Raw genomic sequence first — 24808 nt, 5'->3', positions numbered from 1 at the left:
ATTATTCCAACAGATTGGAGTGAACACAGTGAAGCTTGATGAATTCTTTGTCACAGGTGACCCGATTATTTACGGTGCAGACGCTTCTATCGTTCTTGTGACATTAGCAATCATTTTCGTACTAACAAAGTATAAAAAATGGAAATGGCTTTGGGACGAATGGTTAACAACTGTTGACCATAAAAAAATCGGAGCTATGTATATTATTTCTGCGGTTATCATGTTATTCCGTGGTGGTATGGATGGTTTAATGATCCGTGCACAGTTAACATTCCCAGAAACAACTTATTTAAACGCTGAACACTATAACGGGATCTTTACAACACATGGTACAGTAATGATTCTTTTCATGGCAATGCCATTCGTTATGGGATTAATGAACCTTGTAGTACCATTACAAATTGGTGCTCGTGACGTTGCATATCCGTTCTTAAATGCTTTAAGTTTCTGGTTATTCTTTGTCGGAGCAATGTTATTCAACATCGCTTTCGTAATCGGTGGTTCTCCAGACGCCGGGTGGACTTCTTACTTCCCAATGGCAGGTACAGAGTTTACTTCGGGCGTAGGAAATAACTACTACGCAATTGCATTACAGATTTCAGGTCTCGGTACGCTAATGACCGGTATTAACTTCCTTGTTACTATCTTAAAAATGCGTACACCTGGTATGACTTTAATGAGAATGCCAATGTTTACTTGGTCAATCTTAATTACAACAATTATCATTATTTTCGCTTTCCCAGTATTAACAGTTGCTCTTGCATTAATGACATTTGACCGTCTATTCGATGCTCACTTCTTTACGATGGCGAGCGGCGGTATGCCAATGTTATGGGCCAACCTGTTCTGGGTATGGGGTCACCCTGAAGTATATATCGTTATTTTACCGGCATTCGGTATTTTCTCTGAAATCATTAGTACATTCTCACGTAAACGTCTATTCGGTTACAGTGCAATGGTATACTCAATGGTTGCAATTTCTTTACTAAGTTTCGTCGTATGGCTTCACCACTTCTTCACGATGGGTGCAGGTCCAGCGGTTAACTCATTCTTCTCGATTTCGACAATGGCGATTTCGATTCCAACCGGGGTTAAGATCTTTAACTGGTTGTTTACACTGTATAAAGGACGTATTCGTTTTACAGTTCCAATGCTTTGGTCATTGGCATTTATTCCAAACTTCGTAGTCGGTGGGGTTACAGGGGTTATGCTTGGAATGGCAGCAGCTGATTATCAATACCATAACAGCTACTTCCTAATCGCTCACTTCCACTACGTATTAATCGCAGGTACAGTATTCGCTATGCTTGCTGGATTCACATTCTGGTATCCAAAAATGACTGGTCATATGTTAAATGAACGCCTAGGTAAATGGACATTCTGGATCTTTATGAGCGGATTCAACATCTGTTTCTTCCCAATGTACTTCTTAGGTTTAGACGGTATGACTCGTCGTATGTACACTTACTCTGAAAGTCTTGGATGGGGATGGCTAAACCAAATCGCATCTGTTGGTGCGGTAATGATGGGTATCGGCTTCCTACTTCTTTGCTACAACGTAATTTGGAGTGCACGTCATGGTGAACGTGACACAACTGGAGATCCATGGGATGGTCGTACACTTGAATGGGCAACTCACTCTCCTGTACAACATTACAACTTCGCGAAGCTTCCTGAAATTAAAGAAGCTGATGCTTTCTGGTACATGAAAAAACGCGGAGAAACAGTTACACCAGCAGCAGAAGATATCAAACCAATTCACATGCCAAGTAACTCTGGTGTGCCTATTATTGCGTCTGGATTCTTCGGTCTTGCAGGTTTCGCATTAGTATTTAGCTGGTTCTGGCTTGCAGCAATCGGTGGTATTGGTATTTTAGCTTGCTTAATCTATCGTTCATTCGATTATGATGAAGGTTACTATATCAGTGTTGATGAAATTAAAAAAACAGAACATATAGCATGAGAGGTGAAATGATATGGCGGCTTTAGATAAAAGCTTACCTTTGGAATATCAATCCGAACAAAGCAGATTGAATATCCTAGGATTCTGGATTTTTCTTGGGGCTGAAATTATGCTGTTCGCAACACTTTTCGCCTCTTATCTAGTCCTTGCTGGTCGTACGGCAGATGGCCCAACACCAGCGCAACTGTTTGAACTTAAAACGCTTTTAATTCAAACATTACTACTTTTAACAAGTAGTTTCACATGTGGTATCGTAATTCATGAAATGCGTAAGCACAACCAAAAAGCGATGCTTGGATGGTTCGTCCTTACATTACTTTTAGGTGCAGGTTTCCTATTCTTCGAGATTGAAGAGTTCATTATGTATATTGGTGAAGGCGCAACAATTCAAACAAGTGCTTTCCTATCTGCATTCTTCGTTCTTCTTGGAACGCATGGAGCCCACGTAACAGGCGGTATCATTTGGGCAATTTGTGTTATTATCCAAATTTTAAAACGAGGTTTAACACCAGTTACAGCTCGTAAAGTATTCATTATCAGCTTATACTGGCATTTCCTTGATCTTGTTTGGGTCTTTATTTACACACTAGTTTACTTGAACGGGATGGTGGCGTAAATGGCTCAAAACAACAATCAAGCAAACGGACATGCGCATAGCGGATTCCCTTGGTCACACGTTTTCGGATTTATTTTATCGCTTGCATTAACGTTTCTAGCGTTATACGTGGCACTTTACACAACATTGCCACTTTCAACAGTCTTAACAACTATTATCATAATGGCTGTTGCGCAAGCATTGTTACAATTAATTATGTTCATGCATTTAAAAGAAGGAGAAGGAAGAGTTCAAATTCTTACAATGATATACAGTTTCTTCGTTGCAACTGCAACAGTTGGTTTAACTGTATGGATCTTCTTCTCAATGTAATGTACATGAAAAAGACTGCTGAGATTCCTCAGCAGTCTTTTTTTATCCCCTCTATTACATCCACATTACGGAATTAACAGCATAATCATGAAAAATATACTTATTATGACAAATGTTAAGAAAAGTCTTTCTTTATGAAATCGAATCCATATGCGTTGCTTTTCTACCTATTATATGGCTAAATAGGTACTATATTTATTTGAAGGGAGAGAACGCAATGGAACATCATACTTCTGTTCTATCACTTATGGTTGTCGTTGCAATCGCGTTTTTCGTTCCCCTTTTGTTACAACGCTTTAAATTAAAAGCACTTCCTGTGGTCGTTGCAGAAATTATTGCAGGAATCTTTGTAGGTAAAAGTGGGTTTAATATTATTGAGCCAGATATATGGCTTCAAGTTTTATCAACATTAGGATTTATCTTCCTCATGTTCTTAAGCGGTTTAGAAATTGATTTTTCTATCTTTAAACAAAAAGGGAAAAAAAATACGACAAACGAACCAAATACATTTCAGGCAGCAAGCATTATCTTCTTATTTATTTTCATCTTATCTTATGCCCTATCATTACTATTCGTATGGCTAGGATTCGTAGATAATGCAATGTTCATGACTTTAATTATTTCAACTATTTCTTTAGGTGTTGTTGTACCAACATTAAAAGAGAATAACTTAGGAAAAACAGCAATTGGGCAAATCATTTTATTAGTCGCTGTTATTGCGGATTTAGTTACAATGATTTTACTCGCTGTATTCGTCGGATTAAATTCCGAAAGCGGCCAAAGCATGTGGCTTCTTCTTCTTCTATTCGGCGCTGGTATTGTTATTTACTTCGTTGCAAAACGTTTTAAAAACATTCCATACTTAGATAGTTTAAAAGCTGGTAGTGTACAAATTGATACACGAGCTGTTTTTGCACTCATTTTAATCTTAGTTGGGTTATCGGAATCTGTTGGAGCAGAAAATATTTTAGGCGCCTTCTTAGCAGGTGTACTTGTATCGTTATTATCACCAAATGAAGATATGGTGGAAAAACTTGATTCTATCGGCTACGGTTTCTTCATCCCTATTTTCTTCGTAATGGTTGGTGTAAATCTAGAGGTGTGGTCTATTTTCAAAGAACCTTCTAGCATGCTAATGATCCCAATCTTAATTGTAGGACTCTTTATTTCAAAACTCTTACCATCACTCGTCTTAAGAAAATGGTATCCACGTAATATCGTACTTGGAAGTGCAATTTTATTAACATCGACACTTTCTTTAGTTATTGCGGCTGCACAAATTGGTGAAAAACTGGAGATCATCAGTCCAAGTTTATCTGCCTCTCTTATTTTAAGCGCAGTTATTACTTGTATTTTTGCACCTATATTGTTTAAAAAAATGTTCCCAAAAGTAGAAACACCAAAACCAAAAGTAGCTATTATTGGCGCGAGCAGAATTACCCTTCCGTTATCACTAGATTTAAAACGAGAAGATTATGACGTAACGCTATATATGATGCGTCAAAACAAAATAAATGATGAAGAAGCGAAATCGCACGACTTCCCTATCGTGAAATTGGATGACATCACAATCGCATCATTAACTGAACAAACAGCATTTGATGCAGATCGCGTCGTTGTTGCAACAAGTGATGATGAACAAAACTTATTATTGGCAGAACATGCAAAAGAGCTAGGTGTTGAACATGTTATTGCAAGTGTAGAAGATCCACTTCTACAAGAAAAAGCAACGCAAGAACATATCGCTGTATTCTCAACAATTAACTCTACACGTATTTTATTACGTGCGCTTATTGATAAACCTAGTCTCGTTCGCTTAATTACAACAGCAAATGAAACAGTCCGTGAAGTTGAACTACGGAGCAATAAATATAACGGCGTTGCACTTCGTCGCCTTCCGTTTTTAGGTGATGTACTAGTCATTCAAATTTATCGTGGAAATAAAGCATTAATCCCACATGGGGATACAAGACTACAACACGGTGATACATTACTTGTAACAGGCTCAAAAGAACATATCGATACACTAAAAAACATATTAGAATAAAAAAATGCCCCTCACATAATTGAGGGGCATTTTTTCCATTTCATATGGTAAAATGTTACTATCACATATTATGGGGATGGATTACATTATGTCTATTATAACTTTAGCTCTCTTATTATTAGCCGAAATACTCGTTGCCATTATTCTCATCGGTGTTAGTATTGAGATTTGTAGTTACGGATGGAAAAAATCGAATGGAATAAAATATTCTTGCCTCCTACTTTCACTCCTTCTCGGAACTGCTAGCATACTCGGACTTCTCGCCGCACCTGCCTATTTCTTTATACAATTAACAGAAAAAGCGTTATAAGAAAGGATGTTAATATGATTACCGTGAAAAATATTGAGGGATCTGAAACTTACGTATTACGTCAAAAAATTTTACGCCCCAATCAAACATTAGCAGATTGTAAATACCCTTCCGATTATGAAACAGACACCTTCCACTTAGGCGCATTTATAAACGATGAACTAATTAGTATCGCTTCCTTCTCAAAAGAAATATATCCCGACTTACCAACGGGTATTCATTATCGTCTACGAGGAATGGCAACATTACCTGCATTTCGAAACAACCGTGCTGGAAGCTCCTTAATTCAGAAGGCGGAACAAATCTTGCAAGAACGCCAAGCAAATATATTATGGTGTAATGGCCGAATTACTGTAGCTGACTATTACAAACACTTAGGCTTTCAGGAATATGGTGAAATCTTTGAAATTGAACCGATTGGCCTTCATAAAGTACTATATAAAAGAATATGAGAAAAGCTTTCCTCAATATGGGAAAGCCTTTCTTATATTTCAATCTTCTCTTTTTATTTCATATACATATATATACATATATATGTATATGAACAAACTTGGAACTAAAAAACAAGCAAACATAATAAGTCCTGTCATACTAATTTCCTTTATCGAAATATCTGGTGTTACAACGATACAAATAGCTAAAATCCCAATAATAATACCTACCGGAATGAATAATAGCTTCATAAAATAACGACGCGACACTCCGCCCGTATGCTCATACACTTCCACTGAATTTTTCAGATTTAAAAAGTTAATAATTATTATCCCGCCCATAAATACCATTAATAAATCCGAAACACTTTCATATCCTGCCCCTTGCAAGACATAGCGGTAAAAGACGATAGCTAGTATGACGATATTTTGTAAGATGAAAGCTAATCTAATATGTTTTAACCCTTCAATCATTAAACGTTCATCTTTCACGATTTTCATCCTACCACTCCTTTTCCTCCCAAAACAAATCATTCAACGTTTTATCTACTGCATAACAAATTTTTAAACATAAATCTAAAGATGGATTGTATTTCCCCTTCTCAATTAAACTAATCGTTTGCCTTGTAACGCCTACTTTTTCTGCTAATTGTTGCTGTGTTAAATCTAATTGAACACGCGCGACTTTTATTTTACTTACAGCCATTCATGTTCCTGCTACTAAAAATATAGACAAATGTATATTCTTAGAGTATTCCTGCTTCTACGTGCCCTGCCTCGCTAATCACTTGCTACTACAGTTTGCTGTGACACTTCACAGGCGTAAATTCCGATGTAGCCCACCGTACATATATACAATCTATTTACGTTAGTATTGTATATTTTTTTGCTTGTAAAAGGTTGATTGACGCATTTAAATCTCTATCTATTACATTGCCACATTCACATGTATATACTCGGTCAGACAGCTTTAAATCCGACTTTTTTTGACCGCAACATGAACACATTTTAGAAGATGGATAGAATCTGTCCACTTGCCGTAGTTCAATTCCATATTCCCTACATTTCGTTAATAACCATGTTTTAAAAGCATAAAAACATTGTTGCGCTACAGCTTTAGATAGATGTTTGTTCTTCATCATACCTTTCACATTCAAATCTTCTACTACAATAAACGTTGGCTTGGTTTTCACCACATCATTTACAATAGACTTTACATACGCTAATCGAATATTTGCTAGCCTAGCATGTAGTTGTTGCACCCTAAGAATATTTTTGTTTATATTCGCTCTTTTATTAGTAACAGGTTGTTCACCTCTCTTTCTTATATTTTCAAATTTGCGTGATAAAGAGCGTTGTTCACGTTTTAACCGTTTTTCTATCTTTTTTACTTGTACTGTTTTATTTATATTTTTGTGAGTTTTTCCATCGCTACGTACAGCGAAGTCTTTAATTCCCAAATCAATTCCTAGACCTACTGTATTGAGAGTTGCATTTGGTTTTACCTCTTTCACTTCACAGAGTATAGACACATAGTATCTTCCTGCTCTTTGATATACTGTACCACTTTTTACAGTTGTATTTTTTGAAATATATCCATACTCTTTTAACCTTATCCAACCAATTGTAGGGACTTTTACTCTATGTCTTTCTACTGTCCAATCTGTTTTGTTGTTTTTCGGAAAGTAGCACTTCACATCTTGCTTCTTCTTTTTTTATATCGTGGAAACTTAGATAAACCTTTAAAAAATCGCTTAAAAGCTTTATCTCCATTCATAATCGCTTGTTTTACCGCTTTGCTCGACACTTCTTTAATCCACTGGTCACACTCTTTTGTATGAATGTTGTTTAACCATTTGGAAAAGTCATAACCACTAAGAAATTTCCCCTCCGACTCATATACCTCTTTATTTTTAGAGATATACAGGTTATATATATATCGACACACCCCAATAGTTTGACGGATTTTACTAATTTGTTCAGTTGTCGGTTTGATTTCTATTAAATATGCTCTTTTCATAAGTCTTCATCCTCCGACATTTTCTTTTTGTATTTTCTCAACCCATATATTCTACAGCTAAATACATGAATGATAGATATTAAATCCTGAACAAGTTCTTCTTGAATACCCATATATTTCTTATACTGTTCTTCTGTATAATATCTTCTTCCTTTTGGGTTTCGGTAAGCAGGTAAAACACCTTGATTGTCCCACCTTTGCAATGTCTTAACAGAGACATTAAGCATTTCTGAAAATTCTTTCGGTTTATATTGTTTCATAATTACTTTTCACTATATATGCCTACTTTTGTCTATGTTTTTGTTTACTGTTTCTTTCTCCTCCACCCTTATTATAATATATATTCCAATAAGTAATTTATATTTTACATTACTAATTTAAGTTTCACTTTATTATACACAAAAAAGGAGCCCCTCATAAGAAGCCCCCTCTCCTATATTATAAGAATAAATGACATCCAAATAAAATTGTAAATAAGTATAGTAACGGATGCACTTCCATCCCTTTCCCTTTCACAATTTTCAAGACTGGATACACTAAAAATCCAATTGCAATTCCATTCGCAATACTAGATGTTAACGGAATACCTATAAAAATTAAAAATGCTGGTAACGCATCTTCAAATTCATTCCAATTAATATCTCGAATGCTTTGTGCCATTAAACTACCTACTATAATTAATGAAGGAGCTGTAATAGCGGCTACACTTGATAAAGAAGCAATAACAGGACTAAAAAATGCCGTTATAATTGTTAGACCAACAACTACAATCCCTGTTAACCCAGTTTTACCACCTGCAGCAATACCTGCTGACGATTCAATCGTCGCTGCTGTTGGGCTTGTTCCAAAGATAGAACCTGTAGTCCCGCCAATTGCATCTGCAATAAACGCTTTACCAAAACGCTTCTCTGTATTGTCTGTAATTAAACCTGCTTGTTTAATTAAACCAAGTAATGCACCTGTTGTATCGAATAAAAGTACAAGTAAAAATGAAAATACAACGCCGTATAATCCGTATTCAATTACATCTGAAAAGGCATTGATTGGGTTTGAAACGATAATACCCTCTGGTAAATGAGGCATCGCCACAATTTTATCAGCAAACTTCAATTGCCCTGTAAAGAAGGCAATAATTCCTGTCACAATCATACTAATAAATAATGCACCGCTCACACGCAATGTCATTAATACCGCCGCTAATATTAAACCAATTAAAGTTAAAATAACAGCTGGAGAATGAAAATCACCAATCGTAACTAAATTAGACGGATGATCCACGATAATTCCAGAAAGGCGCAATCCAATAAAAGCAATAAATAGTCCAATTCCACCTGCAATTGCATGCTTTAAACTATCAGGAATTGCTAAAATTAACTTTTGCCTAAACGAAGTAAAAGATAATAAAAGAAAAATAATCCCCGTTACAAATACAGCTGAAAAGGCAACTACATATGTAATCCCTTCTGCCTTCTGTACAACAGAATAAGCAAAATATGCATTCATTCCCATAGCTGGAGCAATAACAATCGGGTAATTCGCGAAAATCGCCATACCTACTGTTCCAACAACGGTGGCAATAATTGTTGCTGTAAACGCTTGGTCAAATGGTACACCTGCATCAGATAATATTTTTGGATTGATGACAAGAATATACGCAAATGTAAAAAAAGTTGTGATGCCAGCTAAAAACTCTTGCTTCACAGAAGTATTATATTTTTGTAATTGAAACATGCTTATGTACCCTTCCTACACCTGAATTATTATCACACATTCTTTTTCTTACTAGTATGTGAGAAAATATAATACTTAATCTTAACAATCAATAAAAAGAAGAGTCAATATATTCCCTAATAGTTAGAATTTTAAGTTTAAGTCTGACAAGTACAGATGTAGTACAGTTCATTATGATTATTTTTGTAGCATAACAGATAGAAATGTTTTATAATTTGAAATAGTTAAATATTTAGTAAACGCATTCAAATATCGTTCACTCTACAAGGGGGATTCTTCTTATGCAGCACACAAACAAATCTGGAACTTTAAATCGTGGTTTAAAAGAACGACATATTACTTTAATGTCACTGGGCTCAGCTATTGGCGTTGGGCTATTTTTAGGATCCGCTTCCGCCATTAAACTAGCAGGTCCTTCTATTTTGCTAGGCTATATGATTGCCGGTCTCGTTATTTTTTTCATTATGCGAGCGCTTGGGGAAATGGCAATTGAACAACCTGTTGCTGGTTCTTTTAGTAAATATGCATATGATTATATTGGACCACTCGCTGGTTATATTACTGGTTGGAATTACTGGTTCTTATGGGTTGTTACTTGTATGGCTGAAATTACAGCAGCTGGTATTTACATGCAGTACTGGTTCCCAGATATCCCGCGCTGGACTTGGGCATTACTTGCTCTATTATTAATGAGCGCTTTTAACTTCTTATCGGTAAAAGTATTTGGAGAACTTGAGTTTTGGTTTGCTCTCATTAAAATTGTCACAATTATCTGTATGATAGTAGTCGGAGCTGGTATTATTTTATTCGGATTCGGAAACGGTGGTATCGCTACTGGTATTTCAAATCTTTGGTCACATGGTGGCTGGTTCCCAAATGGATTTTCTGGGTTACTACTCTCCATGCAGATGGTACTATTCGCTTATTTAGGCGTTGAATTAATCGGTGTTACAGCTGGTGAGGCTCAAAATCCGAAGAAAACACTCGCAAAGGCAATCGATAACGTATTTTGGAGAATTCTACTCTTTTACGTTGGGGCATTATTCGTTATGATGGCAATTTATCCATGGAACGAACTTGGTGAGAAAGGCAGTCCATTCGTATTAACATTCCAACAAATTGGTATCGCAAAAGCAGCAGGTATTATTAACTTTGTCGTATTAACAGCAGCTCTTTCTTCTTGTAACGGTGGTTTATTTAGTACAGGCCGTATGCTATATACATTAGCTCAGCAGAAAAAAGCTCCTGAAAGATTTGGTCGTTTAAATAAAAATGGCATTCCAAGCCAAGGAATTGTAGCAACTGCTATCGTTTTACTAATTGGTGTTATATTAAACTATCTCGTACCTGCAAAGGTATTTACATGGCTTACTAGCATTTCAACTTTCGGTGCAATTTGGACTTGGGGAGTTATATTAGTCGCTCAAATTAAATTCCGTAAAAGCTTGCCTACTCAAAATAAACAAAAGTTATCGTATAAAATGCCTTTATACCCATTAAGCTCATATTTCTCACTCGTTTTCCTTGTATTAGTATTAGGTATAATGGCGTATTCAGAAGATACACGAATTGCATTGATTGTCGGCCCAATTTGGCTTATCGGCTTAGCAATCGTATATTACATGAAAGGGTTTCATAAGATTGATGAAACACCTAACTCAAAAATTAGTTAAGCAAAACATCCCTTCCTTATTACTTGGAAGGGATGTTTTTATATCTATATAAATATTTCTCAACAAAATTCACGGTATTTTTACAATTTTTTAATATTTTTTATGTTTTCCGTCTTTATTTTTACAGAAAAATAAATTACATTATTAAAGCACATATATTTATTATTAGGGGGATTCTTCTATGAAGAATAAAAAATGGATTACATTTTCTTTAGCAACAGCAATTACACTAAGTATAGGGACCTCGTTCATACCGTCTACTTATGCCGAAAGCTCTGTAGACCCAGCTCCTGAAATTGCTGCAAAAGTTGTAAATCAAAACAATGGGAAGAAAGTATTATTCGATAATACACACGGTCAAACTGCTGGGACAGCTGACTGGGTTATTGACGGCGGCTTTTCTGACTTCGGAAACGGCATTGCAAAAAACGGATATCACGTAAAGGAACTTCGTAAATCAACACCTATTACGTACGAAGACTTAAAAGATTACAATGTATTTATCGTTCCAGAAGCTAATATTCCTTACAAAAAATCTGAGCAGGACGCTATGTTACAATATGTAAAAAATGGCGGTAGTATCTTCTTTATTGCTGATCATTACAATGCAGATCGTAATAAAAATCGCTGGGACTCTTCTGAAGTATTTAATGGATATAGACGCGGTGCTTGGGATAATCCAGCAAAAGGAATGTCTAATGAAGAAGCTAATTCACAAGCTATGCAAGGAGTAGAAAGCTCTGATTGGCTCTCTGACAACTTCGGTATTCGCTTCCGCTACAATGCACTTGGTGATGTTTCAGCGAAAACAATTGTATCGCCTGAACAATCTTTCGGAATTACAAAAGGTGTTTCGTCTGTAGCAATGCATGCTGGTTCTACTCTAGCAATTACAAACCCAAAACTAGCAAAAGGACTTGTTTACCTTCCAGAAAATCCATCAAAATGGAATAACGCTGTTGATAGTGGCGTTTATAATGGCGGTGGTATTGCAGAAGGCCCATATGCTGCTATCGCAAAAGTAGGACTTGGAAAAGCTGCCTTTATTGGTGACTCTTCTCCTGTTGAAGATGCTACGCCAAAATACGTTCGTGAAGATTCTGGCCAAACAAAGAAAACTTACGATGGTTATAAAGAAGAAAACGATGCGATTTTATTAGAAAACATCGTAAATTGGTTATCAAATAAAGAGACATTTACAAGTTTAGATCAAGTAAATGGTTTACAACTTGATTCACCTACAGCTCTACAAACATTTGAACAGCCAAGCTTATCAACAGAACCACAACCTGAACCTTGGAGTGCACCAAATGCAGGTTATCAATGGTTTAATACAAATACTTTTAAACCAGGTTCATACGGTTATAACGGTGCGGTAACAACAAGCGACTACGTCGTTACACACCCTAGCATTCTACCAAACAATGAAATTTTCCAAATGAAGATTCAAGTAAATAACTTACTACCTAATACAACGTATAACAACTATTCTTTAGGTATCTTCACTACTGGTGGAACACAAGTGGCTAAAGTACAAAATGCAAACGGCACTTGGCCATCTACTTTCGGATATAGTAGTGCATTTTCTTTCACAACAAACAGCTTAGGCTCTGCTGAGAAAGTTGTAAATGTACAGATTGATTCAAATACAACTGGACAAGCAACGCTTCGTCTACGCCAAAATACAACAACGAAATATAATGAAACTGTAACGATTAATAAGAAATAATAAAAAAGGCAATCCATACATGGATTGCCTTCTTCTCACTTCTCTTCCTTCGAGAAAAACATTCTTGAAATAACGATACCTATACTACCGACGATTAGGAATAACACTGCCCTAATCATCATCGATACCTCTGGTAAGTCAAGTAAGAATAACTTCCCTACCGTTACGACTAAAACGACTAAACCAGCATATAATATTTCATTCATATTTCTATTTCTTCCAAACCAAACCGCAAATAATGCATATACCATCCATAATAACGATACTGATACACTAATTACGCTTCCATCTGTAGATAAAACTTCACCGATTCTCGTAATTGTAATAAATACAATTATCATAAACCAATAGAGCACTATAGAATACATATATTTGCCGAAGCTCGCTAATACTTCTTTCGCTTCTCTCATGCAATAATAGAACGTTCCTATTAAAATAAGATGAGCAACAAAGCCTGCCGAAATAAATTGATCAAACGGGCTAAAAATAGTCTGTATCATTCCAATTGCGTAAACCGTCGCACTAACATACAATTTTATCTGTTGTTTTACTTTAATAGAAGTGACCATGCCGAGGAAACCTTGTAACAATAGTACAATCGCTGCATTCACTAAACTATACTCATATAAAATTGCTAAACTAAATGCTCCCATTGCGAAACCAAATAAGAGATTTGTAAATGTAGAATGTCTATTTTTCCTATATTCACATACGAACATAGCGGCATGCACGAGTGCACTAATAATTAATCCCCATGTTGTAAAATCAGGTATTTTTGAAATAGCTAGTATAAAGAACACTGCATTCGCACTAAATATCGCCAAACGTGGTTCTAGTATAAAACTTCTCTCCGTAAACATATGCCAAAATAATAGTAAATGAATCAAACCATATACAATCGTTAACTGTATTTGCAAGTTCTCTACTAACATTGACATAACAGCAAAGAAAACGAAAAGGACAATGGCAGCAACAGCGTAAGAAATCATATATAAGTATTTATAACGATTTTTCAACGCATACCATAATAAACTAAGTGTTAATACTGTCTCATATCCAAAGAAAATATAAGGATTAGGAGTCGTACTATTTAACAAGAATGGTACGAAGAACGCACCGACCGCTACGAAAATAGTGAGATATTCCGATTGATATCTTTTCGCTAAATAAATACCTAAAATAACCCATGCAATATTACAGAGAAACGCGACACTTGCCGGAATAAATCCATATAAATAATGTGCTGCAAACGTCGTTAGAACAATCCCGGTAATACTTCCTCCAGCTAATACTAATCCTAACGCTTGCCGCTCTCTTTTAATTTGAATATCTCCTATATAATACAACCCGATAGATAATGCGATACCAAACACAATTCGTATCGCTGGTGTTAATAAACCAGCATCTACCCCTGCTTTAAATAACCAGATCACTCCAAGCAACATAATACCGACAAATACACGCGGTAACCACGTCTGACAAAACTTAATAATATTAAATGGCTCTGGTTTAAAAGCCGATATATCTACTTGTTTTACCTCAGGTTCTTGCAAAGGCTCTTTTATCTTAACTATTTCTTCTTTTGGCTTTTCCTCCATTACCGTTTCAATATATTCTTTCTTGTTCTTACTAACATGTTGCTGAGCGTTTTCTACTTCTATTTCCCTTTGCTTTACTTTTAATTCAGCAAGTGCTTCTTGAATTGTTTCAATTGCCGTTTCGAGTGCTTCTATTTTCTTATCCAAATCCTTCTTCATACGCTCCCCCCTTATTCGTAACTCTCATTGAACCTATATATTACCAATTATCTTTATCATACTCTTAGTCTATTCATTTTCAATAGTATTTTTCCAAAAAAAGAAAGGTGTCTTCCCAAAATAGGAAAACACCTTTTTACTCATTTATTCTTATTTAGAAAAATGCTAATGATAAAACCAAGACACATGCCTACAATAGCTGGAACAATCCACCCAACACCTTCTGTATAAAACGGGATGTATTTTAATGCTGACGTCCACTGATTCATCATTACATTTTTATTTAAAATGTCAATTGCACTAAATATCGCTACAACCAAAACAGTTACTGCATATACGTATGTATACTTTCCAATATACTGATGGAATAACCCTAGAATAATAAGCGTTAACGCAATTGGATAAATAAATCCAAGAATTGGTACTGATACTTTTAAAATTTGCGTTAACCCTAAATTAGCTAAAATCATACTAACAACGCTTACTATAAATGCCCACAATTTATAAGATACTTTCGGAAATGCACTCGCAAAAAATTGACTACAAGACGTAACAAGTCCAATTGAAACACATAAACACGCGATAGTAAAAATAAGGCCTAATAAAACGACTCCGCCCTGTCCAAATAATGTAATCATAACTTGTGCTAACACTTTCGCACCGTTATCAAATGTTCCTAATGAGCCACTAATTGCCCCCACATATCCAAGGATGACATAAATAATAGATAATAATAGTCCTGCCCCAATTCCAGCAATACTCATATATTTCGCTAAACCTTTATCATCTTCAATACCCTTTGCACGTAATGCATTTGCAATAACAATTCCAAAGATTAAAGCAGCTAACGCATCCATTGTTAAATATCCATCTAAAAATCCTTGAAACATAGGAGCTTGGCCATAGTTCCCTATTGGTTCTTTCATATCTCCTACTGTTGTAAACATACTCTTTATAAAAATGAGTGCAATCATACATAATAATAACGGCGTCAATACTTTTCCAAACAACCCCATTAATTTAGATGGGGATAAGCTTAACCAGTAAACAATACTAAAGAAAATAACTGTGTAAAACAATAATAATCCGTTTCCTGCTTCAGGGAATAACTGACCTGGCCCCATTTCAAAAGCTAAACTTCCCGCACGTGGTATACCAAGCCCAGGTCCAATAAATACATACACGCTACATGGAAAAATAATTGCAAATGAAGAATGAACCCTACCCGCTAACGTTTGAAAACTTCCTGCTTTTGCAATGGAGATAACACCTAATATAGGAAGACCTGTTGCTGATATAATAAACCCTACTAATGAAATCCAAACATGTTCTCCTGCTTCATACCCAAGGAAAGGTGGAAATATAAGATTCCCTGCTCCAAAGAACATAGAGAATAACATAAGACTAATAAGTAAAATTTCTTTTTTCTGTAACAATTTCATTTCTTTCTCCTTCTTTAATTTCATCTTTTATGAAATCAATTTCACATATAAAAAAGTACAATAACCCGCTTCCTTACAAAGAAAACATAGTCCATAGTCTATCACAAAAGAAACACCCATTCTATAGCTATTCCTCTTTTCCAATTTCTTCTGAAAAATCAACCTTTATTGACTTATAATAGTTAATAAAGTAAAATATTAAATGTACAAAATTATTAACTTTGTTTTTGTTTGTGTCAGGAGGAAAATAACATGGAATCAGCGATACAACTAGAAAGAGAACAACAAAGAAAAAAGAAACATCCTCCAGGTTTATACTTACTCTTCTTTACAGAAATGTGGGAAAGATTTAGTTACTATGGATTACGAGGATTATTAACATTATATTTAACGACAGCTTTAGTAAGCGGTGGTCTTGGGTTTAGTCCCGCATGGGCACTCTCTATTTACGGATTTTATACTGGAGCCTGTTATTTCACACCAATGATTGGTGGATACTTAACAGACCGTTTTCTAGGTAGACGAAAAGCAATCACAATTGGTGGTATAACAATGGCAATCGGTAACCTTACACTATTTGCCTTGCAAAACCAATTAGGCCTATACCTCGGATTAGCGCTTATTATTATCGGTAACGGATTCTTCAAACCGAACATCTCTACACTGGTTGGAGAATTATACGAAGAGAACGATCCAAAACGTGATAGTGCATTTACCATTTTCTATATGGGTATTAACGTCGGTTCATTTTTAGCTCCACTCGTTTGCGGATTTTTATCAGAAAATTTATTCAAAACAACAGTTGATGGCGTTGTACATTACGGATTCCGTTACGGTTTCTTAGCCGCTTCAATCGGAATGATCATTGGACAAATTTTATTTACAACACTATCAAATCGCTTCCTTGGTAATATCGGTAAAAAACCAACTCGCGATTTACAAACAGCTGCTGGACAACCATCAGTAGGAGATACACCGTTAACAAAAAAAGAAAAACAACGTACCGCAGTTATCGTCATTTTAACATGCTTCGTTGTCTTCTTCTGGGCTGGCTTTGAACAAGCCGGTAGCTCATTAACATTATATACAAACAAATTTGTAGACCGCTCTGTGTTCGGATGGGAAGTTCCAACATCTTGGTTCCAATCGGTCAATCCATTATTTATTATTTTACTTGCTCCAGTCATTTCTGCATTATGGGCAAAACTTGCAACTCGCAAGCAGGGTGATTTAAAAATCCCAACTAAAATGGGACTTGGTATGATTTTGCTCGGTATTGGTTATATCATTCTCGTTATCGCTACATTAAAAACAGGTAGTGATGAACATAACATTACAGAAAAAGCAAACTTACTGTTTATCGTCTTTACGTATCTTTTCCATACGTTAGGTGAGCTATTCTTATCACCTGTCGGACTATCAATGGTTAGTGCGCTTGCACCGGTAAAATTAGCATCTTTACTAATGGGTGTATGGCTAGCAAGTTCAGGTATCGCCAACATTTTAGGCGGACAACTTGCAAGCTTCACAACTTCACTTGGATACGCTGAAGTATTCACAGTTATTGGCGCTGTGGCAATTGTACTAGGTTGTGTTTTATTATTAATTTCTAAGAAATTAGTGAAATGGATGGATTAAAAAAGATGAGGAATTTCTCCTCATCTTTTTTTATGCTGTTTTCCCTTGTTCTATTGCTTGTTCGTACAGCTCTTTATGTTCTTTATATTCACTTGGTACGAAACTCTTATAGAAGAATGAGAACCAGCTGTCTCCCTTTTTATACCCTTCTTCTCGAATTTTCGCTGCTTTTTTATTCGATTTAAATCCTTCAGTAAACCATTTCTTTAACAATTCATTTCTTTCATACTTAGCAGGAACTTTTAAATCATAGTTTTCAAATGCATACTTATAGCCAGCTTTTTCTACTGCCTTTTTTGTAGATTTATAGCCTTTTTCATACGCTGTTTCATATGCCTTCACGTATACTTCTTTCTCTCTATTTCCAGGATTCTTTTCAGCTAGTTCTTTCCCTGTCTTTTCCCCTAACTCAGCTTGCTCTTTTTCAATTTTTTCTGTTCTTTCTTTATTCCCTACTTTGAATCCGTCTGCAAAGTTTACCTTAAACTCTGAAGCAACTTGACTATCGTCCATCGTCTCTTGTGCTAAACCTTGTGCTTTTCCTTTTTCAAAATGCGTTTTCTTCTGCTCTTCTAAAGACCATGTGGCTGCATAAGTCGCTTTAAACGCTTGTTTATATGCATCAGATTTTCCAGCTACATGCACTTCTACATCATTTTTTCCTGCCTTAAAATCAGTTTCTCCATTCTTTTGACCTTCAAGTTGACCTTTTTCCATATCAGCTTGGCGCTGCGCTTCCTCTTGTTTACGTGCCTCTTCAGCTTTTCTTTGTTCCTCGGCTACACGTTGTCTCTCTTCTTCAGCTTTACGCTGTGCTTCTGCAGCACGTTGTTTTTCCGCCTCGGTATTGCGCTGTGCTTCTGCTTGTCTCTCAGCTTCTACAGCACTATTATTATTCTGGCTAGGAGCTGGGCTCGTTGCACCACTACTAGAAGCTGGTTTATTATGATAATGATATTCCCCGTACTGTAATCCCCATTTCTCACAATTTGTACGACACGTATGTCCTCCATTAGCATCTGTACGCCCTGGATGTGCATAAGCTGAAATCGGAGCTACCAATAACGCTATACTCGTTGTTAAAAGAAGTTTCTTCACCTGTTGTCTCACTCTTGTTCCTCCCAAAATATAGAATCCTAACTTTATTATACATAAATAGAATAATATTTGAATACAAACCAAAATATTCTATTATTTCTCAACATTAGTAAAAAAGAAGGTGAACTCTTTAAAGAGTTCACCTTCTTTTTTACTTCTTCGCCTTCGTTCCTACTAAATCACCAGCAACAACATAACGCTTAGAATTATCCTTTACAGATACACATGTAATAAGCGTTATCTCATCTTTCCCATGATCCTCTACAACTTCCCACTTATCAGGAGTCACTTCAGATACACCAGTAACCGCATACTCATATTCATTTTCATTGTCATACAAATAAATTTTATCGCCTTTTTTCAAAGAAGCTATATCACTAAATAAAACACCTTTTTTAGACATGTTATGTCCTGCTAATGCGTAATTTCCTTTTCCCATAACTTGATTCTCTTTTACTGTCGCTGCACCTGATAATAAGTTTTTTTCAGTAGAAGCTTTTAAAACAGGCAGTTCTACTGAAACACTTGGAATCGAAATACGACCAATTACTTGTTTCTTATCTAATGATGCATTCGCTACTTCCGCCAAGTCTGGTTGATTAATTTTGGAAGCATCTACAAATTCCGTCTCATGCTTTTCATAATCCATCTTTTGAACAGCCTGCACATTTTCAGTCTGTTTCTTTTCAGCCTGATATCCATCATAAAATGGCTTTCCAATTAACACGCCACCTACAACAAATAGCAGAATTGCTACTATACTATAAATTCTTTGCTTATTCATACACAGTTCCTTTCCCTTACAAAATCTTACTCTATATAAAATGATAAAATAATATCGCTATATGTACAAGTATTAGCTTAAAAAGAAACCTTCTTGCCGATGCAAGAAGGTTTCTTTTTAAGCTAATTTATTTCTGTATAGTGATACGTGAAATACTGTCATTTGAATAAAGAAAATAGAAAATAGAATATATAATGGGTATCCAGGAAGATATTCATTAATAATAGGCGAAAAAGTTAAAAATCCAACTGCACAAGGTAACACAAACCATAACGATACAAATGTTGTTCGACAAGCTTTATCCGTAATCGCTTTTTCACGTTCATCTTCTAGCGGAAATAATAATGGATACATCCAAAAAGATAAATTCTTATATTTTTTCTTTTGAATTCTATAAAAAATTGTAACTATAATTGCTCCAATAAATAATAAAATGAATGGTACTCCATTAAACCATACTTCAAATGGGAATTTCTCGTTTTTAATTATATCTGCTAACTCTGTAATAACACTATAAAATTCAACAAATGTCCAGCATGCTAAAGCAGTATAAAGCACGTTTATGATATAAGAAAAAACAATTCTATTCATCCTCTTCCCCCTCCTTATTTAAAACAAACACGTCTTCCATCTTTAACTGGAACACATCACAAATCGTAAGTGCTAATAACAAAGAAGGAACGTAATCCCCTTTTTCAATTGCAGCAATTGTTTGTCTCGTTACTCCAACCTTTTCTGCTAATACACTTTGCGTAAAGTTAAAACGAGCTCTTAATTCTTTTACTCTGTTTAAAATGGTCAAATTTACCACCTCTCACCATTATTGTATGCTATCCTTAACAAAATGTAAACTCAACTTAACATTATTATTATAAAAAAATCCAACTCTACGTATTGTAAAGTTGGATTACGTTTTAGTTTAAAATTGTAACTTTAACAATTTTTCTTCCCCATTGACTAGAAGACCCTTTATCAGGCATTAACACATCAATTCTGTTACCTTTAATCGCTCCACCAGTATCTGCTGCAATTGCGACTCCATACCCTTCAACATTTACAGTTTTGCCTAATGGAATAACTTTTGGATCTACAGCAATTAATTTCATTCCTGGGTTTGCAGTTAAGTTATAGTGTCCCCATGCAGAAAATACTTGTTGACCTGGTGCATAACCATTTTCCGCTGGATCAGCTGTATAAGCTGTAGCTTCTACATAAATTTCTTTCCCACCAACAGTTGGCTTAGAAGATGGTTCAGGTTGTGCAGGTTGTGCAGGTTCTACCTTCGAATTATTATTAGCAACTGGTTCAGCCGGTTTACTAGCTTTTTCTTGCTTTTGCTTTTCAGCAATTTCCGCTTGCGCTTTCGCTAAAGCTTCTTGCTCTGCTTTTGCAGCCGCTTCTGCTTTTGCACGCTCTTCTGCCGCAATTCTTGCTGCTTCTTGTTCACGAGCAATTGTTTCTTGTACTGCCTTCATATTTGATTCAATTTTAGCTTTCTCTTCCGCTGCTAAATTAAGTTGGCTTGCCACTTCATTATATTTAGCTTGAACTGTTTGCAAGTTATCTTGACGTTTTTTCAAGTTATCTTGCAGTTCAGCTTGCGCTTTTGCTAATTTTTGTTTGTCTACTACTAAAGATGCTTCTTTTTCGTCAATTGTTTTCTTGTCCTCTTCAATTTGACGAAGATCTTGTTCTTGTAGACGTAAAATTTCTTTATCAGCTTCTAGAATAGTAGAAACTGCGTTCATACGTTGTAAGAAGTCTGCAAAGTTTTTTGACTCTACTACAACTTCTACTACTAAACTTGTATTTGAACTGTTTTGAACAGAAACCATACGTTTTCTCATAATATCTTTACGAGCAAGGACTTTATCCTCTAAAACGACAATTTCTTCCTTTTTTTGTTCAATCTGCTTATGTGTTTCATCAATTTTACGTTGAATAGCAGCTTGATCCTCTTTATTTTTTGCAATTGTATTATTTAAATTATGTAGTTCGTTTTCGATACCTTTAATTTCTTTACTAACAGCTTGCTTTTCTTGCTCTTTCTTTTGCATTTCTGCATCGTTTTGTTGCAATTGCTGTTGCATGTTGTTAAGTTTCTCGTCGTTTGACTCTGCTTTAACAGCGACTGTACTAGAAAGACCGATAATTCCTGCTAATACTAGACAGCTGATTCGCTTAAAATAGTTCATAATCCGACTCCCTTCTTATACAGTTATACATGATTTATTTTACAGTTTGTTTACAAAACGATTAAATACAGTTTATTTTTCGTGACGAAAAAAAGAGAATTATGAATAAAATGTAATAGATTCTTAAATATTTAACAATTCCTATATTTAAAAAATACAAAAGATGCTAAAATCCAAATATAGAGAAAATATAACTTTCGAAGGCGGTTGAAATAAATACATGTTTACTCAAAAAAAATCACTCCAACATACAATTTCTCAATTAGAAGAGCGTATACAAGAATTAGAATTAGAATTAAAACAAAAAGATATTGAAAAACAAGAGACTATTTCTACTATCCACGATCGTGTACAAAGCGTTGTCCAAGAGCATCAACTTGTAAATAACCAACACAATACACTTCAAAGCTTAGTTCAACAATTAAGTTCATGTTTCGAAAATGTTTCAACACGTACGACACATTCCAATGAGTTAAATAATGAAATGTTACAAAAGGAACAAAGCTTAATTCAGTCTATTGCAGAAATTATTGACTGCTCTAATGAAGGAAAAGAATCCGTTCACCGCTTACTTATTGTAATTAATAAATTAGGTGAACAATCTCAACGCACGTCTAATAGTATGAATCATCTAAGCGAACGCTCAAAGGAAATCGAGCAAATTGTAGAAGTCATTCAAAACATTGCAGCACAAACAAATTTACTTGCTTTAAATGCGAGTATTGAAGCCGCGCGTGCTGGAGAGCATGGTAAGGGATTCGCTGTCGTTGCCAATGAAGTAAGAAAACTAGCGGAAAGTACAGCAGAAAGTACAAAAAACATCGGCAACTTAACGAAAAAAATTCAAGAAGAAATTGAAAAAGCATATGATAACACAAAAGATAATTTACATTTAGTTGATGAAGGTGTAGAAATGAGCGCCGATACAAATGCTAGAATTGAAAATATTTTAGTTATGATTCAAACGTTACAAAATGGTGCTACAAATGTTATTAAAGCTATCGAAAACCAAAAATCTTGTAATGATGACATATTACGAGAATTCGCTAACACGCAACAAATGTTCAAAAAATTAAATACTACTATTATGAATCATATTCATGATGCTGAAAAAGTCGATGTTCAATTGTCTAAAAGTCTTCAAGGAACAGTAACTTCTTAATTAAAAATAAAAATCCCTTATACTGCTATAAGGGATTTTTATTTTATTTCGAATATTTATTTCTTTTCAATATTCATCCATATCTTTGTTATAATGGAAAAGTTGTTTCTTTCAACTAATAAACAAGGAGGTTATTATGGAACAATTTTACTACGTTTTAAAATATTTAATTCTCGGTCTGTTCCAAGGACTAACAGAACCAATTCCGATTTCTTCAAGTGGTCATCTCGTTTTAGCACAACATTTGCTAGGACTAAAAATAGAAGGGTTTAGCTTCGAACTACTTGTTAATTCAGCTTCATTATTAGCTGTATTACTTATTTATAGAAATGATTTAATTCGTCTAACGAAGAATGGTCTCTCTTATATATTTACAAGAGCAGAAGACGCAAAATCAGATTTCTTCTTTATTATTTATCTTGTTATTGCAACCATTCCAGCAGGTGTTATTGGTGTTTTATTTAAAGATTACATCGATCAGTACTTAAAAGGTGTGAAGATGGTTGGGATTTCCCTTCTTATTACTGCTGTCGGCCTTTGGATTATTAGAAATTTACGCGGTCGTAAAAATGATGGCGACCTTTCTATGAAAGATGCAATCATCGTCGGATTAGCACAAGCTTGCGCACTGATTCCCGGAATAAGCCGATCTGGTGCCACAATCGTAGCAGCAATGTTACTTGGTATGAAGCAAGAAACAGCTCTTCGCTTCTCATTCTTACTATACATTCCTGTTAGCTTAGGTGGCTTATTGTTAAGCATTACAGACATTGCAAATGATCCAAACCTAGACACATTATTCGTACCATATGTCGTTGCATTCATCGCAACATTTATCATGACGTATATTTCACTAAAATGGTTTATGAACATTATGGCAAAAGGAAATTTAAAATATTTCTCTTTCTATTGTATTATCGTAGGTGTACTTACTCTTATTTTCTTATAAAGTAAAACTTACAAATTGAAAGCGAGTCATCTAGTGTAATAGAATGACTCGCTTTTTTATACCTCTATTAAGTTAAAACCTATTATTTACTTAGAATTTTCTGAATAGTATAATATTATTTAAGTTCACTATTACAGTAATTCTATCTTTCCTACTATTATCGTAAAAGAGGTGTTTATATGTTTATAGTTACTAAACTCATTCACATTAAGTACGAATATGAAAATGAGCTACTTTATGGGCTTAAACAATATTATCCTTCCCCTGGAACGAACGGTTGTATTAACATAGAGTTTTCACATGTTCATCGTACAAATGATAAGGCAGAATATATGATTCGTATGTTATGGAAAACACAACAAGATTACCATACATGGCTTTCTCAAAGAGAAGGCAATGAAACTTTGAAGCACAAAATACAAGGCTATATTCTTTCTTCCAAATCAAATGCTACCTATGTGCATTAACCCTTCTCTTTTTATTCCTTACGAGGGGCAAAATGATAAAGTGAAACTTTAATCAGCCCTCATCAATCGGGCTGTTCACAAATAACAAGATAAGGACCCTCTTACTTTTCATACTGTAAGAGGGCTTCTCTTATGCATACACTTTCTTCTCTTGACAATACAAACGAATAACATGTTTATTTTGTTGAAATACATCATGCGTCAGACGAATAATAATAAAGTTTCTTTTTGTTTGATCATCATGAACAAAAATCTGTTCTCCCTCCTGAAAACGCCATGCACTTTCAAAAGTCGTAATATGATCCCCACTTACAGAAAAAAGTTCATATCGCATCTCTTGTACCCTCTCTCAACTTACATAATCATAATATCCTCATATTAAATTTATTATAACTTAATTCCTATAAAATTAGTAATTATTTCTATTTCGAAAGATTTTAACTTTGTATTTAAATATTTTTAGCGCTATAATGATAAACGAATT

The 24808-nt window shown here is 35.1% G+C and carries 23 protein-coding genes and 2 pseudogenes; 12 read left to right on the top strand and 13 right to left on the bottom strand.

The genetic code is table 11. The features are described 5' to 3' along the window. Positions 1 to 28 precede the first annotated feature (28 nt). From qoxB to ACTFSL_RS14315, 6 genes are all read left to right on the top strand, one after another. A complete protein-coding gene (qoxB, locus tag ACTFSL_RS14340) occupies positions 29 to 1963 on the top strand; it encodes a cytochrome aa3 quinol oxidase subunit I (RefSeq protein WP_000762366.1) in 1935 nt (644 codons plus the stop codon). A 13-nt stretch (positions 1964 to 1976) separates the two neighbouring features. Beyond that, positions 1977 to 2579, top strand: coding sequence for a cytochrome aa3 quinol oxidase subunit III (gene qoxC, locus ACTFSL_RS14335; RefSeq protein WP_000729316.1), 603 nt, complete (start codon positions 1977 to 1979; stop codon positions 2577 to 2579). Continuing rightward, positions 2580 to 2891 (top strand): cytochrome aa3 quinol oxidase subunit IV, encoded by a 312-nt coding sequence (qoxD, locus tag ACTFSL_RS14330; protein WP_000068425.1) that lies wholly within the window; start codon positions 2580 to 2582, stop codon positions 2889 to 2891. Positions 2892 to 3108: 217 nt separating this feature from the next. Further along, positions 3109 to 4938, top strand: a complete 1830-nt coding sequence (locus tag ACTFSL_RS14325) for a monovalent cation:proton antiporter family protein (protein ID WP_000399965.1) — start codon at positions 3109 to 3111, stop codon at positions 4936 to 4938. 52 nt (positions 4939 to 4990) lie between these two features. Continuing rightward, on the top strand, positions 4991 to 5248 hold the full coding sequence (locus tag ACTFSL_RS14320) for a DUF4022 family protein (protein WP_000926991.1): 258 nt from the start codon (positions 4991 to 4993) through the stop codon (positions 5246 to 5248). 14 nt (positions 5249 to 5262) lie between these two features. Continuing rightward, positions 5263 to 5700 carry a GNAT family N-acetyltransferase gene (locus tag ACTFSL_RS14315; RefSeq protein WP_000633767.1) on the top strand — a complete coding sequence of 146 codons (438 nt, stop codon included), beginning with the start codon at positions 5263 to 5265 and terminating at the stop codon, positions 5698 to 5700. A gap of 39 nt (positions 5701 to 5739) precedes the next feature. Here the strand turns inward: ACTFSL_RS14315 and ACTFSL_RS14310 are convergent, their stop codons facing one another. The 5 genes and pseudogenes from ACTFSL_RS14310 to ACTFSL_RS14290 all read right to left on the bottom strand — a co-directional run bounded on the left by ACTFSL_RS14310 (position 5740) and on the right by ACTFSL_RS14290 (position 9430). Next, positions 5740 to 6180, bottom strand: a complete 441-nt coding sequence (locus tag ACTFSL_RS14310; protein WP_440041891.1) for a hypothetical protein — start codon at positions 6178 to 6180, stop codon at positions 5740 to 5742. 1 nt (position 6181) lies between these two features. After that, on the bottom strand, positions 6182 to 6385 hold the full coding sequence (locus ACTFSL_RS14305; RefSeq protein ID WP_000301183.1) for a helix-turn-helix transcriptional regulator: 204 nt from the start codon (positions 6383 to 6385) through the stop codon (positions 6182 to 6184). Positions 6386 to 6542: 157 nt separating this feature from the next. Then, positions 6543 to 7699: pseudogene (locus tag ACTFSL_RS14300) on the bottom strand (RNA-guided endonuclease InsQ/TnpB family protein). Beyond that, complete coding sequence (locus ACTFSL_RS14295; protein ID WP_000816201.1) at positions 7696 to 7959, bottom strand: MerR family transcriptional regulator; 264 nt, start codon at positions 7957 to 7959, stop codon at positions 7696 to 7698. Before ACTFSL_RS14295 ends, ACTFSL_RS14300 begins: the two are co-directional and overlap by 4 nt. A gap of 178 nt (positions 7960 to 8137) precedes the next feature. Then, entirely contained in the window at positions 8138 to 9430 is a 1293-nt protein-coding gene (locus ACTFSL_RS14290) for an NCS2 family permease (RefSeq protein ID WP_000487192.1), read from the bottom strand. A gap of 281 nt (positions 9431 to 9711) precedes the next feature. On the opposite strand from ACTFSL_RS14290, the gene ACTFSL_RS14285 reads away from it, so the two are divergent. Continuing rightward, positions 9712 to 11103, top strand: a complete 1392-nt coding sequence (locus ACTFSL_RS14285; RefSeq protein WP_440041889.1) for an amino acid permease — start codon at positions 9712 to 9714, stop codon at positions 11101 to 11103. 181 nt (positions 11104 to 11284) lie between these two features. Further along, positions 11285 to 12832, top strand: coding sequence for a DNA-binding protein (locus ACTFSL_RS14280; RefSeq protein ID WP_000791509.1), 1548 nt, complete (start codon positions 11285 to 11287; stop codon positions 12830 to 12832). A gap of 35 nt (positions 12833 to 12867) precedes the next feature. Here ACTFSL_RS14280 and ACTFSL_RS14275 read toward each other — a convergent pair whose 3' ends face one another. Both ACTFSL_RS14275 and brnQ1 read right to left on the bottom strand, forming a co-directional pair. Continuing rightward, on the bottom strand, positions 12868 to 14589 hold the full coding sequence (locus tag ACTFSL_RS14275; protein WP_102956321.1) for a DUF2339 domain-containing protein: 1722 nt from the start codon (positions 14587 to 14589) through the stop codon (positions 12868 to 12870). 140 nt (positions 14590 to 14729) lie between these two features. Continuing rightward, positions 14730 to 16031 carry a branched-chain amino acid transport system II carrier protein BrnQ1 gene (brnQ1, locus tag ACTFSL_RS14270; protein WP_440041886.1) on the bottom strand — a complete coding sequence of 434 codons (1302 nt, stop codon included), beginning with the start codon at positions 16029 to 16031 and terminating at the stop codon, positions 14730 to 14732. A 252-nt stretch (positions 16032 to 16283) separates the two neighbouring features. Between brnQ1 and ACTFSL_RS14265 the strand changes: the two genes are divergently transcribed. After that, positions 16284 to 17669 (top strand): peptide MFS transporter, encoded by a 1386-nt coding sequence (locus tag ACTFSL_RS14265; protein ID WP_000443143.1) that lies wholly within the window; start codon positions 16284 to 16286, stop codon positions 17667 to 17669. Positions 17670 to 17699: 30 nt separating this feature from the next. On the opposite strand, the gene ACTFSL_RS14260 is transcribed toward ACTFSL_RS14265, so the two are convergent. From ACTFSL_RS14260 to ACTFSL_RS14240, 5 genes are all read right to left on the bottom strand, one after another. Further along, positions 17700 to 18779: a YHYH domain-containing protein gene (locus ACTFSL_RS14260; RefSeq protein WP_440041885.1), complete on the bottom strand. Its 1080-nt coding sequence runs from the start codon at positions 18777 to 18779 to the stop codon at positions 17700 to 17702. A 139-nt stretch (positions 18780 to 18918) separates the two neighbouring features. Next, a complete protein-coding gene (locus ACTFSL_RS14255; RefSeq protein WP_001041724.1) occupies positions 18919 to 19551 on the bottom strand; it encodes a class A sortase in 633 nt (210 codons plus the stop codon). A 117-nt stretch (positions 19552 to 19668) separates the two neighbouring features. Then, complete coding sequence (locus ACTFSL_RS14250; protein WP_001080043.1) at positions 19669 to 20142, bottom strand: hypothetical protein; 474 nt, start codon at positions 20140 to 20142, stop codon at positions 19669 to 19671. Beyond that, entirely contained in the window at positions 20135 to 20353 is a 219-nt protein-coding gene (locus ACTFSL_RS14245) for a helix-turn-helix transcriptional regulator (protein ID WP_000154019.1), read from the bottom strand. The genes ACTFSL_RS14250 and ACTFSL_RS14245 overlap by 8 nt, the downstream gene beginning before the upstream one ends. Positions 20354 to 20465: 112 nt before the next feature. Then, the gene (locus ACTFSL_RS14240) at positions 20466 to 21746 is read right to left on the bottom strand and encodes a 3D domain-containing protein (protein WP_440041883.1); all 1281 of its coding nucleotides are present in this window, start codon (positions 21744 to 21746) and stop codon (positions 20466 to 20468) included. Positions 21747 to 22377: 631 nt separating this feature from the next. Between ACTFSL_RS14240 and ACTFSL_RS14235 the strand changes: the two are divergent. From ACTFSL_RS14235 to ACTFSL_RS14225, 3 genes and pseudogenes are all read left to right on the top strand, one after another. Then, positions 22378 to 22908, top strand: a pseudogene (locus tag ACTFSL_RS14235) (methyl-accepting chemotaxis protein); the annotation flags it as partial. A 136-nt stretch (positions 22909 to 23044) separates the two neighbouring features. Beyond that, on the top strand, positions 23045 to 23857 hold the full coding sequence (locus tag ACTFSL_RS14230; protein WP_000434794.1) for an undecaprenyl-diphosphate phosphatase: 813 nt from the start codon (positions 23045 to 23047) through the stop codon (positions 23855 to 23857). Positions 23858 to 24036: 179 nt separating this feature from the next. Beyond that, positions 24037 to 24324, top strand: coding sequence for a hypothetical protein (locus ACTFSL_RS14225; RefSeq protein WP_440041882.1), 288 nt, complete (start codon positions 24037 to 24039; stop codon positions 24322 to 24324). A gap of 130 nt (positions 24325 to 24454) precedes the next feature. Here ACTFSL_RS14225 and ACTFSL_RS14220 read toward each other — a convergent pair whose 3' ends face one another. Next, positions 24455 to 24658 (bottom strand): hypothetical protein, encoded by a 204-nt coding sequence (locus tag ACTFSL_RS14220; protein WP_001268332.1) that lies wholly within the window; start codon positions 24656 to 24658, stop codon positions 24455 to 24457. Between the last annotated feature and the right edge of the window lie 150 nt (positions 24659 to 24808).

Origin of the sequence: Bacillus cereus group sp. MYBK108-1 (genome assembly GCF_051917185.1) — a bacterium.
In the GTDB taxonomy this organism is placed as follows: Bacteria; Bacillota; Bacilli; order Bacillales; family Bacillaceae_G; genus Bacillus_A; species Bacillus_A cereus.
Note: the sequence above shows the minus strand (reverse complement) of the source record. Positions and strands in the feature narration are given on the sequence as shown.

Coding starts and splice junctions, on each gene's coding strand:
- ACTFSL_RS14240 (WP_440041883.1), bottom strand. CDS start 21,746: ATGAACTATTTTAAGCGAATCAGCTGTCTAGTATTAGCAGGAATTATC.
- ACTFSL_RS14325 (WP_000399965.1), top strand. CDS start 3,109: ATGGAACATCATACTTCTGTTCTATCACTTATGGTTGTCGTTGCAATC.
- qoxD (WP_000068425.1), top strand. CDS start 2,580: ATGGCTCAAAACAACAATCAAGCAAACGGACATGCGCATAGCGGATTC.
- ACTFSL_RS14250 (WP_001080043.1), bottom strand. CDS start 20,142: ATGAATAGAATTGTTTTTTCTTATATCATAAACGTGCTTTATACTGCT.
- ACTFSL_RS14220 (WP_001268332.1), bottom strand. CDS start 24,658: ATGCGATATGAACTTTTTTCTGTAAGTGGGGATCATATTACGACTTTT.
- ACTFSL_RS14225 (WP_440041882.1), top strand. CDS start 24,037: ATGTTTATAGTTACTAAACTCATTCACATTAAGTACGAATATGAAAAT.
- qoxC (WP_000729316.1), top strand. CDS start 1,977: ATGGCGGCTTTAGATAAAAGCTTACCTTTGGAATATCAATCCGAACAA.
- ACTFSL_RS14305 (WP_000301183.1), bottom strand. CDS start 6,385: ATGGCTGTAAGTAAAATAAAAGTCGCGCGTGTTCAATTAGATTTAACA.
- ACTFSL_RS14265 (WP_000443143.1), top strand. CDS start 16,284: ATGGAATCAGCGATACAACTAGAAAGAGAACAACAAAGAAAAAAGAAA.
- ACTFSL_RS14290 (WP_000487192.1), bottom strand. CDS start 9,430: ATGTTTCAATTACAAAAATATAATACTTCTGTGAAGCAAGAGTTTTTA.
- ACTFSL_RS14315 (WP_000633767.1), top strand. CDS start 5,263: ATGATTACCGTGAAAAATATTGAGGGATCTGAAACTTACGTATTACGT.
- ACTFSL_RS14230 (WP_000434794.1), top strand. CDS start 23,045: ATGGAACAATTTTACTACGTTTTAAAATATTTAATTCTCGGTCTGTTC.
- ACTFSL_RS14320 (WP_000926991.1), top strand. CDS start 4,991: ATGTTACTATCACATATTATGGGGATGGATTACATTATGTCTATTATA.
- ACTFSL_RS14285 (WP_440041889.1), top strand. CDS start 9,712: ATGCAGCACACAAACAAATCTGGAACTTTAAATCGTGGTTTAAAAGAA.
- brnQ1 (WP_440041886.1), bottom strand. CDS start 16,031: ATGAAATTGTTACAGAAAAAAGAAATTTTACTTATTAGTCTTATGTTA.
- ACTFSL_RS14310 (WP_440041891.1), bottom strand. CDS start 6,180: ATGAAAATCGTGAAAGATGAACGTTTAATGATTGAAGGGTTAAAACAT.
- ACTFSL_RS14280 (WP_000791509.1), top strand. CDS start 11,285: ATGAAGAATAAAAAATGGATTACATTTTCTTTAGCAACAGCAATTACA.
- ACTFSL_RS14255 (WP_001041724.1), bottom strand. CDS start 19,551: ATGAATAAGCAAAGAATTTATAGTATAGTAGCAATTCTGCTATTTGTT.
- ACTFSL_RS14275 (WP_102956321.1), bottom strand. CDS start 14,589: ATGAAGAAGGATTTGGATAAGAAAATAGAAGCACTCGAAACGGCAATT.
- ACTFSL_RS14295 (WP_000816201.1), bottom strand. CDS start 7,959: ATGAAACAATATAAACCGAAAGAATTTTCAGAAATGCTTAATGTCTCT.